This window comes from Pseudomonas sp. P1_C12 (assembly GCF_056406435.1).
This window is the reverse complement of sequence record NZ_JBFUAE010000013.1, coordinates 45,782-58,822: the sequence shown is the minus strand read 5'-3', so window position 1 is coordinate 58,822 and position 13,041 is coordinate 45,782. Positions and strand designations below refer to the sequence as shown.

The window sequence follows — 13,041 nt, the reverse complement described above, 5'->3', positions numbered from 1 at the left end:
CCCGGTCAGGCGAAAAACCACACCAGTCCTTGCATCGCCAGCCAGGCGAACACCCCGGCCAGGACATCATCGAGCATGATGCCGACGCCGCCATGTACGTGCCGGTCAATCCAGCGAATCGGCCACGGTTTGAGGATGTCGAAGAAGCGGAACATCAAGAATCCCACGAGCAACCATTGCCAACCTTCCGGCACCAGCCACAGGGTGATCCACATTCCGACCATTTCGTCCCAGACGATGCCTTCATGGTCGTGTACCCGTAAATCGTCGGCCACTTTGCCGCACAGCCAGAAGCCGAACGACATGGTGATGCCCAGCATCAGCCAGTAACCCCAGTCGGGAAGCATTTGCCACAACGGGATAAAAGGCAGCGCAACTAACGACCCCCAAGTGCCAGGCGCCTTTGGCAAGGTGCCCGAGCCGAAGCCGAACGCCAAAAAATGCCACGGATTACGCCAGACCGACGGCGGTACGTTTTCCGCCGGAACCTGATTGGGATGATCTGTCACGGTGACTCCCGAAAATGTTGATAACCCCGGGTTTGCGGGGTGATGTCGTGTCCGTTGGCATCCAGCAGTGTCACACCTTGCCCATTAACGACGCGCCCAATCAAATGGATCGGCCAGCCGTCGGCCAGCAATAGCGGCAACTCGACGGACGGTAGGGTGAAGACCAATACGTAATCGTCGCCACCGCTCAGTGCCGCAGCCTGTGCGTCCGATTGACCGAGAAAGTCGACCAGGCTCTGCGACAGCGGCAAACGATCCCGCTCGACTTCGATACCGACCTTCGAGGCCAGCGCGATATGCCCGCAATCAGCCAGCAGGCCGTCGGAGATATCCATCGCCGAAGTGGCCTTGCCACGTAGCGCCTGACCCAAACCGAGTTGCGGTTGCGGCGACCAGTAATGCGCCAGCAACGGCGCGGCAATGCTCGCTTGGGCCGTGCGCTGGCCAAGCACCAATGGCAAGGCACCGGCGGCGTTGCCCAGGTCGCCGCCGACACACAGCAGATCGCCCGGTTGCGCACCGCTGCGGGTCAGCGCCAGACCACCCGGCACGCGCCCGAACACGGTCATGGTCAGGCTCAGCGGCCCACGGGTGGTGTCGCCGCCCACCAGCGCCACACCGCAGCTTTGCGCCATCTGGTTCAAACCACGGGCATAGGCTTGCAGCCAATCGGCGGTCACCGTCGGCAAGGTCAGGGCAAGGGTAAAGGCAATCGGGGTGGCGCCCATGGCGGCCAGGTCGCTGACGGCCACGGCCAGCGAGCGCTGACCGAGCAGAAACGGATCGCAGGGATCGGCAAAATGCACGCCGGCCACCAACGTATCGGTAGAAATCGCCAACTGTTCCCCGGGGGGAACAGCCAGCAAGGCGCAGTCATCGCCAATCCCGAGGGCAACGCCTTCGCCGCCCTGCGCACAAGGCGCGGCGGCGAAGAAATTGCGGATCAGCTCAAACTCGCCCATCGCAGATCCAAGCGCTGTTAGCGCTTGAACGCCTTGACTTCAGCTTCACGCAGACGCGGGGCCAGCTTGTCGAGCACACCGTTGACGAACTTGTGGCCGTCGGTGGAACCGAAGACCTTGGCCAGTTCGATACCTTCGTTGATCACAACGCGGTACGGCACGTCGACGCGCTTGAGCAGTTCCCAGGTGGACAGGCGCAGAACCGCCAGTTCAACCGGGTCCAGCTCTTCGATGGTCAAGTCCAGGCAAGGCGTGAGCGCCGTGTCGATTTCGGTCTTGAACTGCGGCACCCCGTGCAGGATTTCGCGGAAGTAGGCGCCATCGACATCGGTGAAATCGTTATCGACCCGGAACTGCGCTTCGATTTCGTTCAGCGATTGCTTGGCCATGTGCCATTGGTACAACGCCTGGGTCGCGAGCTGACGGGCTTCGCGACGCTTGACGCTTTTCGATGGTTTGCCGGCATCCGCAGGCTTTGGATCGCGCGGGTTGAAACGATCGCTTTCGTCGCTAATCACTTGGCCTCCAACTGCGCCAGCAGGCTGACCATTTCCAGAGCGGACAGGGCAGCTTCAGCACCTTTGTTACCGGCCTTGGTGCCGGAACGTTCGATGGCTTGCTCGATGGAATCAACGGTCAGGACGCCGAAAGCGACCGGAACGCCGAACTCCATGGAAACCTGGGCCAAGCCCTTGGTGCACTCGCCAGCCACGTATTCGAAGTGCGGAGTGCCGCCACGAATGACCGCGCCCAGGGCGATGATTGCCGCGAATTCGCCTTTCTGGGCGACTTTCTGCGCAACCAGCGGAATTTCGAAGGCGCCAGGTGCGCGGATGATGGTGATGTCGCTTTCGCTCACGCCGTGGCGAACCAGGGCATCAACTGCACCGCTGACCAGGCTTTCAACGACGAAGCTGTTGAAACGGCCCACTACCAGAGCGTAGCGGCCTTTAGGGGCGATGAAGGTACCTTCGATGGTCTTCAGGGTCATTCGATAAATCTCTTAAAGAGCCGGGACGCGTCTCGTACGCGTCCCTCGGTGATATTTGAACCGCGAATTCAAGGCCGGAAACAACCGGTCATTATTCGGAGGGCACGTATTCTACAACTTCCAGATCGAAACCGGATATCGCATTAAATTTCATGGGTGCCGACATCAGGCGCATTTTGCGTACGCCAAGGTCGCGCAGGATCTGCGAACCGGCACCGACAGTGCTGTAGGTGGTCGGTTTTTTCACCGCGGCGTGATCGGCGGTTTCGCGGATGTGCGCCAGCAACACGTCGCCATCGAGCGGGTGACCGAGCAACAGCACCACGCCGCTGCCGGCCTCGGCAACCGTGGCCATGGCGGCGCGCAGGCTCCAGCGGCCCGGTTGCTTGACCATCAGCAGGTCGCGCAGCGGGTCCATGTTGTGCACGCGAACCAGGGTCGGTTCTTCGGCACACACGTTGCCCAGGGTCAGTGCCATGTGCACGTCGCCTTCCACCGAATCACGATAGGTCACCAGGTTGAATTGGCCCAGTTCGCTGTCCAGTGGCTGCTCGGCAATCCGCTGAACGGTACGTTCGTGGATCATCCGGTAGTGAATCAGGTCGGCGATGGTGCCGATCTTGATGTCGTGTTCGGCGGCAAAAGCTTCCAGTTCGGCGCGACGGGACATGGTGCCGTCGTCGTTCATCACTTCGCAGATCACGCCGCTCGGCTCGAAACCGGCCATGCGCGCCAGGTCGCACGCCGCTTCGGTGTGGCCGGCGCGGGCCAGGGTACCGCCGGCCTGGGCCATCAGCGGGAAGATGTGACCCGGGCTGACGATGTCTTCAGCCTTGGCATCACGGGCGGCAGCAGCCTGCACGGTGCGCGCACGGTCGGCGGCGGAGATGCCGGTGGTCACACCGGTGGCCGCTTCGATCGATACGGTGAACTTGGTGCCGAAACCGGAACCGTTGCGCGGCGCCATCAACGGCAGCTTGAGCAGTTCGCAGCGCTCGCGGCTCATCGGCATGCAGATCAGGCCACGGGCGTGCTTGGCCATGAAGTTGATGTGCTCGGGCTTGCAGCACTCGGCGGCCATGATCAGGTCGCCTTCGTTCTCGCGGTCTTCGTCATCCATGAGGATGACCATCTTGCCTTGGCGGATGTCTTCAACCAGTTCTTCGATGCTATTGAGCGCCACAAGGCACCCCCTTGAGTCAGGATTTGAGATAGCCATTGGCGGCCAGAAAGCTTTCGGTGATGTTACCTGGCCTTTGCGAAGAGTCGCTTGGTTCTGCGGCCTTGTCGCCGAGCAACAGGCGCTCCAGGTAACGGGCCAGCAAGTCCACTTCCAGATTCACCCGGCGGCCTGGCTGGTACGACGCCATGATGGTTTCGCTCAGGGTGTGGGGAATGATGGTCAGCAGGAACTCGGCGCCATCAACTGCGTTCACGGTCAGGCTGGTGCCGTCGACGGTGATCGAGCCTTTATGGGCGATGTACTTGGCCAGGTCCTTCGGCGCGCGGATGCGGAACTCCACGGCACGCGCGTTCTCGGTACGGGCAACCACTTCGCCCACGCCATCGACATGACCGCTGACCAGATGCCCGCCGAGGCGAGTGGTCGGGGTCAGGGCTTTTTCCAGATTGACCGGGCTGCCGCTTTTCAGGTCGTTCATGGCGGTGCAGTCGAGGGTTTCGCGACTGACGTCCGCCGCAAAGCCATTGCCGGGCAATTCCACGGCAGTCAGGCACACGCCGTTGACCGCGATGCTGTCGCCCAGTTTGACGTCGCTCAGGTCGAGCTTGCCGGTTTCGACGTGAACCCGCACATCACCGCCCTTTGGGGTCAATGCACGAATACTGCCGATGGATTCGATGATGCCGGTAAACATGAGGTTCTCCTCGAGAACAAAGCCAAAGCTTGCGCGATGGCCGGAAATTATACGCTTGCTGATGGCAAAGGAATGGCGATGACTCGCCAGTCATCGCCAACCGCACGAATTTCGATGATCTTAAGCTCAGGCGCATCCTTCATTTGCGCGAGTGGCCAGTCCAGCAGCGGCCGCGCCGAGGAACCCAAAAACTTGCCGGCGATGAAAATCTGGAACTCGTCCACCAGTCCGAGCTGGGCAAACGCACCCGCCAGACGCGGACCGGCTTCGACCAGCACCTCGTTGACGCCACGGTTGGCGAGTTCGACCAGCAGCTGACGCAAATCGACCTGGCCGTCATAGCCCGGCACGATCAGGCATTCCGGACCGTTGGCATATTGCTCTTCCACCGCCACGCAGGTGGCGACCAGCGCCGGGCCGACCTTGAAGAACGGTGCATCCAGCGGTACCCGCAGGCGTCCGTCAATCAGGACTCGAAGCGGGGGACGACTCATGGCCAGTGCGGTTTGCTCGGCATCAAGCCCCAACTCATCGGCGCGCACGGTCAACCGCGCGTTGTCCGCCAGTACCGTATCGGCGCCGGTCAGTACCACACTGGCTTGCGCGCGCAGACGCTGAACGGCCGAGCGCGCCGCCGGGCCAGTGATCCACTGGCTTTCGCCACTTTCCATCGCCGTTCGCCCGTCCAGGCTCATCGCCAATTTGACCCGCACGAACGGCAAGCCGTGTTCCATGCGTTTCAGGAAACCTTGATTGAGCTTTCGCGCTTCACCCTCCAGCACACCACTTTCGGTGGTGATACCAGCCTGAGCCAGGCGCTGCAGACCGCGACCGGCGACTTCCGGATTCGGGTCCTGCATCGCCGCGACCACCCGCGCCACACCGGCATTCACCAGCGCATCGGCACAGGGCGGCGTACGGCCGTGATGGCTGCACGGTTCAAGCGTGACATAGGCAGTAGCGCCACGGGCCAACTCACCGGCCGCGCGCAGGGCGTGAATTTCGGCATGGGGTTCACCGGCGCGCTCGTGCCAGCCTTCGCCGACAATCTGCCCACCCTGCACGATCACGCAACCGACCCGCGGATTGGGGTGCGTCGTGTAATGCCCCTTGCGCGCCAGTTCCAGGGCACGGGCCATGAAATGGGCATCGAGGATGGCTTGTTCTGCGGGCGTGTTCATTCTTTCACCGGTTCACGGGCCAGGCGATCGATCTCTTCGCGGAACTCGTTGAGGTCCTGGAAGCGCCGATATACCGAAGCGAAGCGGATGTAGGCGACTTCGTCGAGTTTCTGCAGCTCGGCCATCACCAGTTCACCGACCACGAGGGATTTGACCTCGCGTTCGCCGGTGGCGCGCAGTTTGTGTTTGATGTGCACCAGCGACGATTCAAGGCGCTCGACGCTCACCGGGCGCTTTTCCAGCGCCCGCTGCATGCCGGCGCGGAGTTTTTCTTCGTCGAACGGCTGGCGACTGCCGTCGGTTTTGATCAGGCGCGGCAACACCAGTTCAGCCGTCTCGAACGTCGTGAAACGCTCGCCGCAGGCCAGGCATTCACGCCGGCGGCGCACCTGTTCGCCCTCGGCGACCAGACGCGAGTCGATGACCTTGGTGTCGTTGGCACCGCAGAAGGGACAGTGCATGGTGGCAGGCAACAAAAAAAGGGAGGGCCATGGTAGCGCATCCCGGTGGCAAGACAAGCCATAGGGTTTGCGGTATACAGACGGGATGATCACTTGATCCATGGAATTCAGCTTTATGGAGCCACCAATGTCGTTACGTCCGCTCATTTTGCTCAGTGTTTTCAGCCTGCTGGTGGCTTGCGGCAGCGACGCACCCAGGCCCCAGCCGCCAACGCCAGGCCCGGCGCCACAGCAAGCGCAGAAGAAAGCCCGGGAGGCCGCCGAACTTGGCCCGCTGCCCGCGTATCAGCGCGAATTGAGCGGCACGTTGCAAGGTGTGCCGGCCGGCGCCGAGGTCGAGCTGGCACTGTTGGTGATCGACGATAAAGACCGTCCGCAACAATTGCTCGCCAGTTCCAGCCTGATCGGCAACAACCAGGTGTTGCCGTTTCACCTGCGCTTCAACCCGGATGCCTTTCCGGTCGGCGCCCGCGTTGAACTGCGAGGCCGCGCCAGCCAGTCCGGGCAATTGATCCTGCACTTGCCATCGCAGCTGATCACCCAGCCGACCACCCAGGCCCTGGGCCAACTGCAATTCGTCAAAGCCCCATGAGTGCACCGCTCGACCTGCAAATGGCCTTGGAGGATCTGCTCGGTGACGCGCGATTGGTGGACTGTGATTTACCGGGAACCGATTTGAAACTGTGGCTGATCGACGGCGATAACATGGACCGCGCTTTCAGCCCGGAAGAAACCCGGCGCATCCTGCATGAGCCGCCGTACTGGAGCTTCTGCTGGGCCAGCGGCTTGGCCGTGGCCCGTTATCTGGCCGCAAACCCGCATTGGGTCGAAGGCAAGCGGGTACTGGATTTCGGTGCCGGTTCCGGGGTGGCGGGGATTGCCGCTGCCAAGGCCGGCGCGCTCGAGGTGCTGGCCTGCGACCTCGACCCGCTGGCGATTGCCGCGTGTCGGGCCAATGCCGAGCTCAATGACGTGCAGCTCAATTACTCGACGGATTTTTTCGCCGAGGCCGATCGCTTCGATCTGATCCTGGTGGCGGATGTGCTGTACGACCGGGCCAACCTGCCATTGCTCGACCAGTTCCTCAGTCGCGGCCGGGAGGCGCTGGTGGCGGATTCCCGAGTGCGGGCCTTTCGCCATCCGTTGTACCGGCGCATAGAGATGCTGGAGGCGATGACCCTGCCGGACCTGGCCGAGCCCCACGAGTTTCGGCATGTGAGCCTCTACCACGCGCAGCGCGCTTGAAATCGCAAAAAGATCGCAGCCTTCGGCAGCTCCTACAGGATTGAATATTTACACGGCCAATGTAGGAGCTGCCGAAGGCTGCGATCTTTTACGCCAGCCCTTATAGTGAGCATATTCACGCTTCCAAGAGATTGCCCATGAGTCAGGAAACGCCGTACATCTTCGACGCCACGACTGCCGATTTCGACCAGTCGGTGATCGAGAACTCTTTCCACAAACCGGTGCTGGTGGATTTCTGGGCCGAATGGTGCGCACCCTGCAAAGTGCTGATGCCGATGCTGCAAAGCATTGCCGAGAGCTACCAGGGTGAGTTGCTGCTGGCCAAGGTCAACTGTGACCTCGAACAAGACATCGTCGCCCGCTTCGGCATCCGCAGCCTGCCGACCGTGGTCCTGTTCAAGGACGGCCAGCCTGTCGATGGTTTTGCCGGTGCCCAGCCGGAATCCGCCGTGCGTGCCCTGCTCGAACCCCATGTGCAGATGCCGCCGCCGGCCGCTGCCGATCCGTTCGAACAGGCCCAGGCACTGTTCGATGACAGCCGCTTTGCCGATGCTGAAGCCCTGCTCAAAGTACTGCTGGGTGAAGACAACACCAACGCCAAGGCGTTAATCCTGTACGCCCGCTGCCTGACCGAGCGCGGCGAGCTGGGCGAAGCGCAAGCAGTGCTGGATGCGGTCAAGAGCGACGAGCACAAGGCTGCGCTGGCCGGCGCCAAGGCACAGATCAAGTTTCTCGGTTTAGCCAAGGACTTGCCGGATGCCGCCGACCTGAAGGCCCGACTGGCGAAAGACCCGCTGGACGATGAGGCGGTCTATCAACTGGCGATCCAGCAACTGGCCCGTCAGCAGTACGACGCCGCGCTGGACGCATTGCTCAAGTTGTTCATCCGTAACCGCAGCTACAGCGAAGGCTTGCCGCACAAGACCTTGCTGCAGGTGTTCGAGTTGTTGGGCAATGATCACCCGCTGGTCAGCACGTACCGCCGCAAATTGTTTGCCGCTCTCTACTAATCACGACCTTGTAGGAGCAGCCGGTCGACGCTCGATTGCTCGCGATGGTCGTCAACGATGGCGAGGGCTGCCTGCATGACCGCAGCGCCCTGACGCCCTTCGCGAGCAAGCTCGCTCCTACAACCAGCTGTAGAGCGGTGTATCCCCGCCGCTCAATACCTTCACGTCCGAACTATGGCGCAGGCGCACCAGCAGGCGTTTGCCCGCCGCCGCACTGCCAGTCAGGCCTTCGAGTTGATCGAGCAGATCCGGCCCGCTGAGCTGCCCGGCCTTGCGCAGCAAATCCCTGGCGATCTGCCACAGCGCATCATCCTGATTCAGCGGTTTCGCCGCTGGCGCGCTGACCTCGGATTTTTCCACCTGCAACTGCGCTCCTAGTCGCGCCCAGTCCGCGTCGTCCATCTCCAGGGTCAAATCCACCGGCCAGTCGCCGATGCTTCCGCGAATTCGCAACATAGGTCTGCTCCCGCACTTTTCTTCCCCGCATGCTCCCATGGGACTTGTGCAACGCCAAGCAGGCAGTCAAACTCTCCGCACTTACGTTATAAGATTACATAACATTTTCTTCATTTTACTTTTCGGAGACTCGCCATGCGTCGTCTGCTTCTCGCCCTGCCGTTTGCCATGTTGCCGCTGGCTGTCGCCCATGCCGCCGACGAACACGATCATGAGCATGGCAGCCTGGGTGCCCACGAACATGGCGTGGGACGCCTGAACGCGGCGCTGGACGGCAAGACCCTGGAGCTGGAGCTTGAAAGCCCGGCCATGAACCTGGTGGGTTTCGAGCATGTAGCCACCAGCGACGCAGACAAAGCCAAAGTCGCCGCCGCCCGCGCCCGGCTTGAGCAACCACTGGCCCTGTTCAACCTGCCCAAAGCCGCCGGATGTGTGGTGGAAAACCAGGAACTGGAAAGCCCGCTGTTCGGCGACCAGCCCGATGCCGACGATGATCACGATGAAGACGCCAAGGACGAAGACGGCCACGAACATCACCATGATCACAGCGAAATCCACGCTCGCTATCAGCTCACCTGCGCCACGCCGACGGCCCTGAAGTCGCTGGACCTGGCGAATATTTTCACCAGTTTCCCGGCCACCCGGACAATTCAGGTACAACTGATCGGCCCGAGCGGGCAGCAAGGGGTTGATGTGACGGCCAAGGCTGCCAGCCTGAAGTTCTGAATCCACGGAAGACCCCCTGTAGGAGCGAGCCTGCTCGCGATGGTGTGTCAGTCGACATCAACGTGGCTGACACTCCTTCGCGAGCAGGCTCGCTCCTACAGGAGTTCACCACCAACCACACCGGTTTCCCATGACCCAAGCACTCATCGAACTGTCCGACCTGGGCTTCAGCTGGCCCGGTCACCCGCCACTGCTGGACATCCCGGCGTTTCGCCTGGAGCGCGGGGAAACCCTGTTCCTCAAAGGCCCCAGCGGAAGCGGCAAGACCACCCTGCTCGGCCTGCTCGGCGGCGTGCAAAAGCCTGATCGCGGCAGCATCCGCCTGCTCGGCCAGGAATTGACGCAACTCTCGGCCGGTGCCCGCGACCACTTCCGCGTCGATCACACCGGCTACATCTTCCAGCAGTTCAACCTGCTGCCGTTTCTGTCGGTGCGCGAAAATGTCGAACTGCCCTGCCACTTCTCGAAACTGCGCGCCGCACGGGCGAAACAACGTCACGGCAGCGTCGACAAAGCGGCCGCGACGCTGCTTGCCCACCTGGGGTTGAAGGATGAAAACATCCTCGGTCGCCGCGCCGATTCGCTGTCCATCGGCCAGCAGCAACGGGTCGCCGCCGCCCGCGCGCTGATCGGTCAACCGGAACTGGTGATCGCCGACGAGCCGACCTCGGCTCTCGATTACGATGCCCGCGAGAACTTCATTCGCCTGCTGTTCGCCGAGTGCCGCGAAGCCGGGTCGAGCCTGTTGTTTGTCAGCCACGATCAGAGCCTGGCGCCGCTGTTCGACCACAACCTGTCGCTGGCCGAACTCAATCGCGCCGCTACCCCGTCCGAGGTCTGAGATGTATCTGTTTCGTCTAGCCATGGCCAGTCTGGCTAACCGCCGTTTCACCGCGATCCTCACCGCGTTCGCCATCGCCTTGTCGGTGTGCCTGTTGCTGGCGGTGGAGCGGGTGCGCACCGAAGCCAAGGCCAGTTTCGCCAGCACCATCAGCGGCACCGACCTGATCGTCGGCGCCCGCTCCGGCTCGGTGAACCTGTTGCTGTATTCGGTGTTCCGTATCGGCAACGCCACCAACAACATTCGTTGGGACAGCTTCGAACACTTCGCCAGCAACCCGAAAGTGAAGTGGGCGATCCCGATGTCCCTCGGCGATTCCCATCGTGGCTACCGGGTGATGGGCACCACCGAAGCCTACTTCGAGCATTACCAGTACGGCCGCCAGCAACACCTGGACCTGGCCGATGGCCGGGCGTTTGCCACCGACCCGTTCGAAGTGGTGCTTGGTGCCGAAGTGGCCGAGGTACTGCACTACAAACTCGGCGACAAACTGGTGCTGGCCCACGGTGTGGCGGCGATCAGCCTGGTCAAGCACGACGACAAACCGTTCACCGTGGTCGGCATTCTCAAGCGCACCGGCACGCCGGTAGACCGCACGCTGCACATCAGCCTTGGCGGCATGGAAGCGATTCACATCGACTGGCATAACGGCGTGCCGGCCCGGGGCGAGGGTCGCATCACGGCCGATCAGGCGCGCAACATGGACCTCACGCCGCAAGCGATCACCGCGTTCATGCTCGGCCTCAACAACAAGATTTCGACTTTTGCCCTGCAACGGGAAATCAACGAATTCCGCGGTGAGCCGATGCTGGCGATACTGCCGGGCGTGGCGTTGCAAGAGCTGTGGAGCCTGATGGGCACTGCGGAAAAAGCGCTGTTCGTGGTCTCGCTGTTTGTGGTGCTGACCGGGTTGATCGGCATGCTCACGGCCATTCTCACCAGCCTCAACGAACGCCGCCGGGAAATGGCGATCCTGCGCTCGGTGGGTGCTCGGCCATGGCACATCGCAACGCTGTTGGTGCTCGAAGCCTTTGCCTTGGCACTGTCGGGCGTGATCGCCGGCGTGGCGCTGCTGTATGTGTGCATCGCCGCCGCCCAAGGGTACGTGCAAGCCAATTACGGTCTGTATTTGCCACTGAGCTGGCCGAGCGAATATGAATGGACGCTGCTCGGTGGCATCCTGATCGCCGCGCTACTGATGGGCAGCGTGCCGGCCTGGCGCGCCTATCGCCAATCCTTGGCCGATGGCCTGTCGATCCGTTTATGAGGACGTTGAAAATGCCCCGCGCTGTACTTGCGCTGTTGATGCTGGTCGCCCTGCCTCTGTGGGCGGCCCAGCCAAAAGACCTGACCTGGTCGGAGATGATTCCGCCCGACGCGCCGAAAGAAGTGCCGAACATGACGCCGCTGCACGATCTGTCGCAGATGAGCAGCACGCTCTCGGCAGAGTCGGCGCCAGCAGCCAAACAGGACATGCCCAACGCACCGGTGGTCAAGACCCTCGACGGCCAGAACATTCGCCTGCCGGGCTACATCGTGCCGCTGGAAGTGAGCGAGGAAGGACGTACCACGGAGTTCCTGCTGGTGCCGTATTTCGGCGCCTGCATCCATGTGCCGCCACCGCCGTCGAACCAGATCGTGCACGTCAAAAGCGAAGTCGGCGTGAAGCTCGACGAGCTGTATCAGCCGTACTGGATCGAAGGCGCGTTGCAGGTCAAGGCGTCCACCAGCGAGCTGGCGGATGCGGGGTATCAGATGGAGGCGGAGAAGATTTACCTGTATGAACTGCCGGAGTGAATACCAGCCAGCCTGAAGTTGCAGGGTTGCCCTGCAACATGGAATCTCCCACATTGGAATGCGTTCCCCTGTGCGAGCTCGCTCCGGGCGGCGATCCGACGATAGCGGTGGATCAGTCGACCTTGATGCTGAACGTTATGCCCTCATCGCGAACAAGCTCGCTCCCACCTGGATAGTGATTATCTGGAAGGTATTGGGCACACTGACGGTCTGTTTATTTACAACCCAACCTGACTGAGAGGACTGATCATGGTTCTGCGCTCGGAAATCCTGGTGAACAAAAACGTGCTCCCGACTAAAGAACAAGCTCTGCCCGGCCGCGAAACCGCGATGACCCTGCCCGAAAAGCACTTTGTGTTTAAAGACACCCCCTTGCTCGGCCCGTTCTTCGAAGATGTCGACTTCGCGATCTTCGGCCTCGGCTGCTTCTGGGGCGCGGAACGCCGCTTCTGGCAACGTGAAGGCGTGGTCAGCACCGTGGTCGGCTACGCCGGCGGTTTCACGCCGAACCCGACCTACGAAGAAGTCTGCTCGGGCCTGACCGGCCACGCCGAAGTGGTGCTGGTGGTGTATGACAAGGCCAAGGTCAGCTACGAAGAACTGCTGGCGATGTTCTGGGAACTGCACAACCCGACGCAGGGCATGCGCCAGGGCAATGACATCGGCACCCAGTACCGTTCGGTGATCTACGCCACCAGCCAGGAACAACTGGACGCGGCGCTCAAGAGCAAGGAAACCTACCAGGCCGAGCTGTCCAAGGCCGGTCTCGGTGAAATCAGCACCGAAATCGACCAGGCCCCGACCGTCTACTTTGCCGAAACGTATCACCAGCAGTACCTGGCGAAAAACCCGGAAGGCTATTGCGGGATTGGCGGTACAGGCGTGACCTGCCCGATCTGATCGCTAAAGCAAAAGATCGCAGCCTGCGGCAGCTCCTACGGGTGTACGCACAACCCTGTAGGAGCTGCCGCAGGCTGCGATCTTC

Annotated in this window: 17 protein-coding genes; 8 read left to right on the top strand and 9 right to left on the bottom strand. The window is 61.8% G+C overall.

What is annotated here, in order from left to right; all coding sequences use genetic code 11:
• Positions 1-5: 5 nt before the first annotated feature.
• From AC1D19_RS21205 to nrdR, 8 genes are all read right to left on the bottom strand, one after another.
• Positions 6-509 (bottom strand): phosphatidylglycerophosphatase A family protein, encoded by a 504-nt coding sequence (locus tag AC1D19_RS21205; RefSeq protein ID WP_477752871.1) that lies wholly within the window; start codon positions 507-509, stop codon positions 6-8.
• Positions 506-1,471 carry a thiamine-phosphate kinase gene (gene thiL, locus AC1D19_RS21200; protein ID WP_477764458.1) on the bottom strand — a complete coding sequence of 322 codons (966 nt, stop codon included), beginning with the start codon at positions 1,469-1,471 and terminating at the stop codon, positions 506-508. Before thiL ends, AC1D19_RS21205 begins: the two co-directional genes overlap by 4 nt.
• A 17-nt stretch (positions 1,472-1,488) precedes the next feature.
• Positions 1,489-1,989, bottom strand: a complete 501-nt coding sequence (gene nusB, locus AC1D19_RS21195) for a transcription antitermination factor NusB (protein WP_008053839.1) — start codon at positions 1,987-1,989, stop codon at positions 1,489-1,491.
• Positions 1,986-2,462: a 6,7-dimethyl-8-ribityllumazine synthase gene (gene ribH, locus AC1D19_RS21190; protein ID WP_003228649.1), complete on the bottom strand. Its 477-nt coding sequence runs from the start codon at positions 2,460-2,462 to the stop codon at positions 1,986-1,988. The genes nusB and ribH overlap by 4 nt, the downstream gene beginning before the upstream one ends.
• A 91-nt stretch (positions 2,463-2,553) precedes the next feature.
• A complete protein-coding gene (ribBA, locus tag AC1D19_RS21185) occupies positions 2,554-3,645 on the bottom strand; it encodes a bifunctional 3,4-dihydroxy-2-butanone-4-phosphate synthase/GTP cyclohydrolase II (RefSeq protein WP_007984459.1) in 1,092 nt (363 codons plus the stop codon).
• A 16-nt stretch (positions 3,646-3,661) separates the two neighbouring features.
• Positions 3,662-4,339: a riboflavin synthase gene (locus tag AC1D19_RS21180; RefSeq protein WP_477752869.1), complete on the bottom strand. Its 678-nt coding sequence runs from the start codon at positions 4,337-4,339 to the stop codon at positions 3,662-3,664.
• Positions 4,340-4,386: 47 nt separating this feature from the next.
• On the bottom strand, positions 4,387-5,520 hold the full coding sequence (ribD, locus tag AC1D19_RS21175) for a bifunctional diaminohydroxyphosphoribosylaminopyrimidine deaminase/5-amino-6-(5-phosphoribosylamino)uracil reductase RibD (RefSeq protein ID WP_477764457.1): 1,134 nt from the start codon (positions 5,518-5,520) through the stop codon (positions 4,387-4,389).
• On the bottom strand, positions 5,517-5,981 hold the full coding sequence (nrdR, locus tag AC1D19_RS21170; protein WP_003228656.1) for a transcriptional regulator NrdR: 465 nt from the start codon (positions 5,979-5,981) through the stop codon (positions 5,517-5,519). Before nrdR ends, ribD begins: the two co-directional genes overlap by 4 nt.
• 127 nt (positions 5,982-6,108) lie before the next feature.
• On the opposite strand from nrdR, the gene AC1D19_RS21165 reads away from it, so the two are divergent.
• The 3 genes from AC1D19_RS21165 to trxA all read left to right on the top strand — a co-directional run bounded on the left by AC1D19_RS21165 (position 6,109) and on the right by trxA (position 8,236).
• The gene (locus AC1D19_RS21165) at positions 6,109-6,573 is read left to right on the top strand and encodes a hypothetical protein (RefSeq protein WP_477764456.1); all 465 of its coding nucleotides are present in this window, start codon (positions 6,109-6,111) and stop codon (positions 6,571-6,573) included.
• Positions 6,570-7,226 (top strand): class I SAM-dependent methyltransferase, encoded by a 657-nt coding sequence (locus AC1D19_RS21160; protein ID WP_477764455.1) that lies wholly within the window; start codon positions 6,570-6,572, stop codon positions 7,224-7,226. The genes AC1D19_RS21165 and AC1D19_RS21160 overlap by 4 nt, the downstream gene beginning before the upstream one ends.
• A gap of 137 nt (positions 7,227-7,363) precedes the next feature.
• Complete coding sequence (gene trxA / locus AC1D19_RS21155) at positions 7,364-8,236, top strand: thioredoxin (RefSeq protein ID WP_477752866.1); 873 nt, start codon at positions 7,364-7,366, stop codon at positions 8,234-8,236.
• A gap of 117 nt (positions 8,237-8,353) precedes the next feature.
• Here the strand turns inward: trxA and AC1D19_RS21150 are convergent, their stop codons facing one another.
• Positions 8,354-8,692, bottom strand: a complete 339-nt coding sequence (locus AC1D19_RS21150) for a hypothetical protein (protein ID WP_477764454.1) — start codon at positions 8,690-8,692, stop codon at positions 8,354-8,356.
• 135 nt (positions 8,693-8,827) lie between these two features.
• Between AC1D19_RS21150 and AC1D19_RS21145 the strand changes: the two genes are divergently transcribed.
• From AC1D19_RS21145 to msrA, 5 genes are all read left to right on the top strand, one after another.
• Positions 8,828-9,418, top strand: a complete 591-nt coding sequence (locus AC1D19_RS21145) for a DUF2796 domain-containing protein (RefSeq protein ID WP_477764453.1) — start codon at positions 8,828-8,830, stop codon at positions 9,416-9,418.
• Positions 9,419-9,548: 130 nt separating this feature from the next.
• Positions 9,549-10,259: an ABC transporter ATP-binding protein gene (locus tag AC1D19_RS21140; RefSeq protein ID WP_477764452.1), complete on the top strand. Its 711-nt coding sequence runs from the start codon at positions 9,549-9,551 to the stop codon at positions 10,257-10,259.
• A 1-nt stretch (position 10,260) separates the two neighbouring features.
• A complete protein-coding gene (locus AC1D19_RS21135; RefSeq protein WP_477764451.1) occupies positions 10,261-11,526 on the top strand; it encodes an ABC transporter permease in 1,266 nt (421 codons plus the stop codon).
• A gap of 11 nt (positions 11,527-11,537) precedes the next feature.
• Positions 11,538-12,056: a DUF3299 domain-containing protein gene (locus AC1D19_RS21130; protein WP_108216290.1), complete on the top strand. Its 519-nt coding sequence runs from the start codon at positions 11,538-11,540 to the stop codon at positions 12,054-12,056.
• Positions 12,057-12,305: 249 nt separating this feature from the next.
• Entirely contained in the window at positions 12,306-12,956 is a 651-nt protein-coding gene (gene msrA / locus AC1D19_RS21125; RefSeq protein WP_477752862.1) for a peptide-methionine (S)-S-oxide reductase MsrA, read from the top strand.
• Positions 12,957-13,041: the final 85 nt, after the last annotated feature.

Excerpts from the sequence above, each read along its gene's own strand:
- ribH (WP_003228649.1), bottom strand. The coding sequence starts at position 2,462 with ATGACCCTGAAGACCATCGAAGGTACCTTCATCGCCCCTAAAGGCCGC.
- AC1D19_RS21130 (WP_108216290.1), top strand. The coding sequence starts at position 11,538 with ATGCCCCGCGCTGTACTTGCGCTGTTGATGCTGGTCGCCCTGCCTCTG.
- nrdR (WP_003228656.1), bottom strand. The coding sequence starts at position 5,981 with ATGCACTGTCCCTTCTGCGGTGCCAACGACACCAAGGTCATCGACTCG.
- AC1D19_RS21165 (WP_477764456.1), top strand. The coding sequence starts at position 6,109 with ATGTCGTTACGTCCGCTCATTTTGCTCAGTGTTTTCAGCCTGCTGGTG.
- AC1D19_RS21140 (WP_477764452.1), top strand. The coding sequence starts at position 9,549 with ATGACCCAAGCACTCATCGAACTGTCCGACCTGGGCTTCAGCTGGCCC.
- thiL (WP_477764458.1), bottom strand. The coding sequence starts at position 1,471 with ATGGGCGAGTTTGAGCTGATCCGCAATTTCTTCGCCGCCGCGCCTTGT.
- trxA (WP_477752866.1), top strand. The coding sequence starts at position 7,364 with ATGAGTCAGGAAACGCCGTACATCTTCGACGCCACGACTGCCGATTTC.
- AC1D19_RS21150 (WP_477764454.1), bottom strand. The coding sequence starts at position 8,692 with ATGTTGCGAATTCGCGGAAGCATCGGCGACTGGCCGGTGGATTTGACC.
- AC1D19_RS21160 (WP_477764455.1), top strand. The coding sequence starts at position 6,570 with ATGAGTGCACCGCTCGACCTGCAAATGGCCTTGGAGGATCTGCTCGGT.
- AC1D19_RS21135 (WP_477764451.1), top strand. The coding sequence starts at position 10,261 with ATGTATCTGTTTCGTCTAGCCATGGCCAGTCTGGCTAACCGCCGTTTC.
- AC1D19_RS21145 (WP_477764453.1), top strand. The coding sequence starts at position 8,828 with ATGCGTCGTCTGCTTCTCGCCCTGCCGTTTGCCATGTTGCCGCTGGCT.
- ribD (WP_477764457.1), bottom strand. The coding sequence starts at position 5,520 with ATGAACACGCCCGCAGAACAAGCCATCCTCGATGCCCATTTCATGGCC.
- msrA (WP_477752862.1), top strand. The coding sequence starts at position 12,306 with ATGGTTCTGCGCTCGGAAATCCTGGTGAACAAAAACGTGCTCCCGACT.
- AC1D19_RS21180 (WP_477752869.1), bottom strand. The coding sequence starts at position 4,339 with ATGTTTACCGGCATCATCGAATCCATCGGCAGTATTCGTGCATTGACC.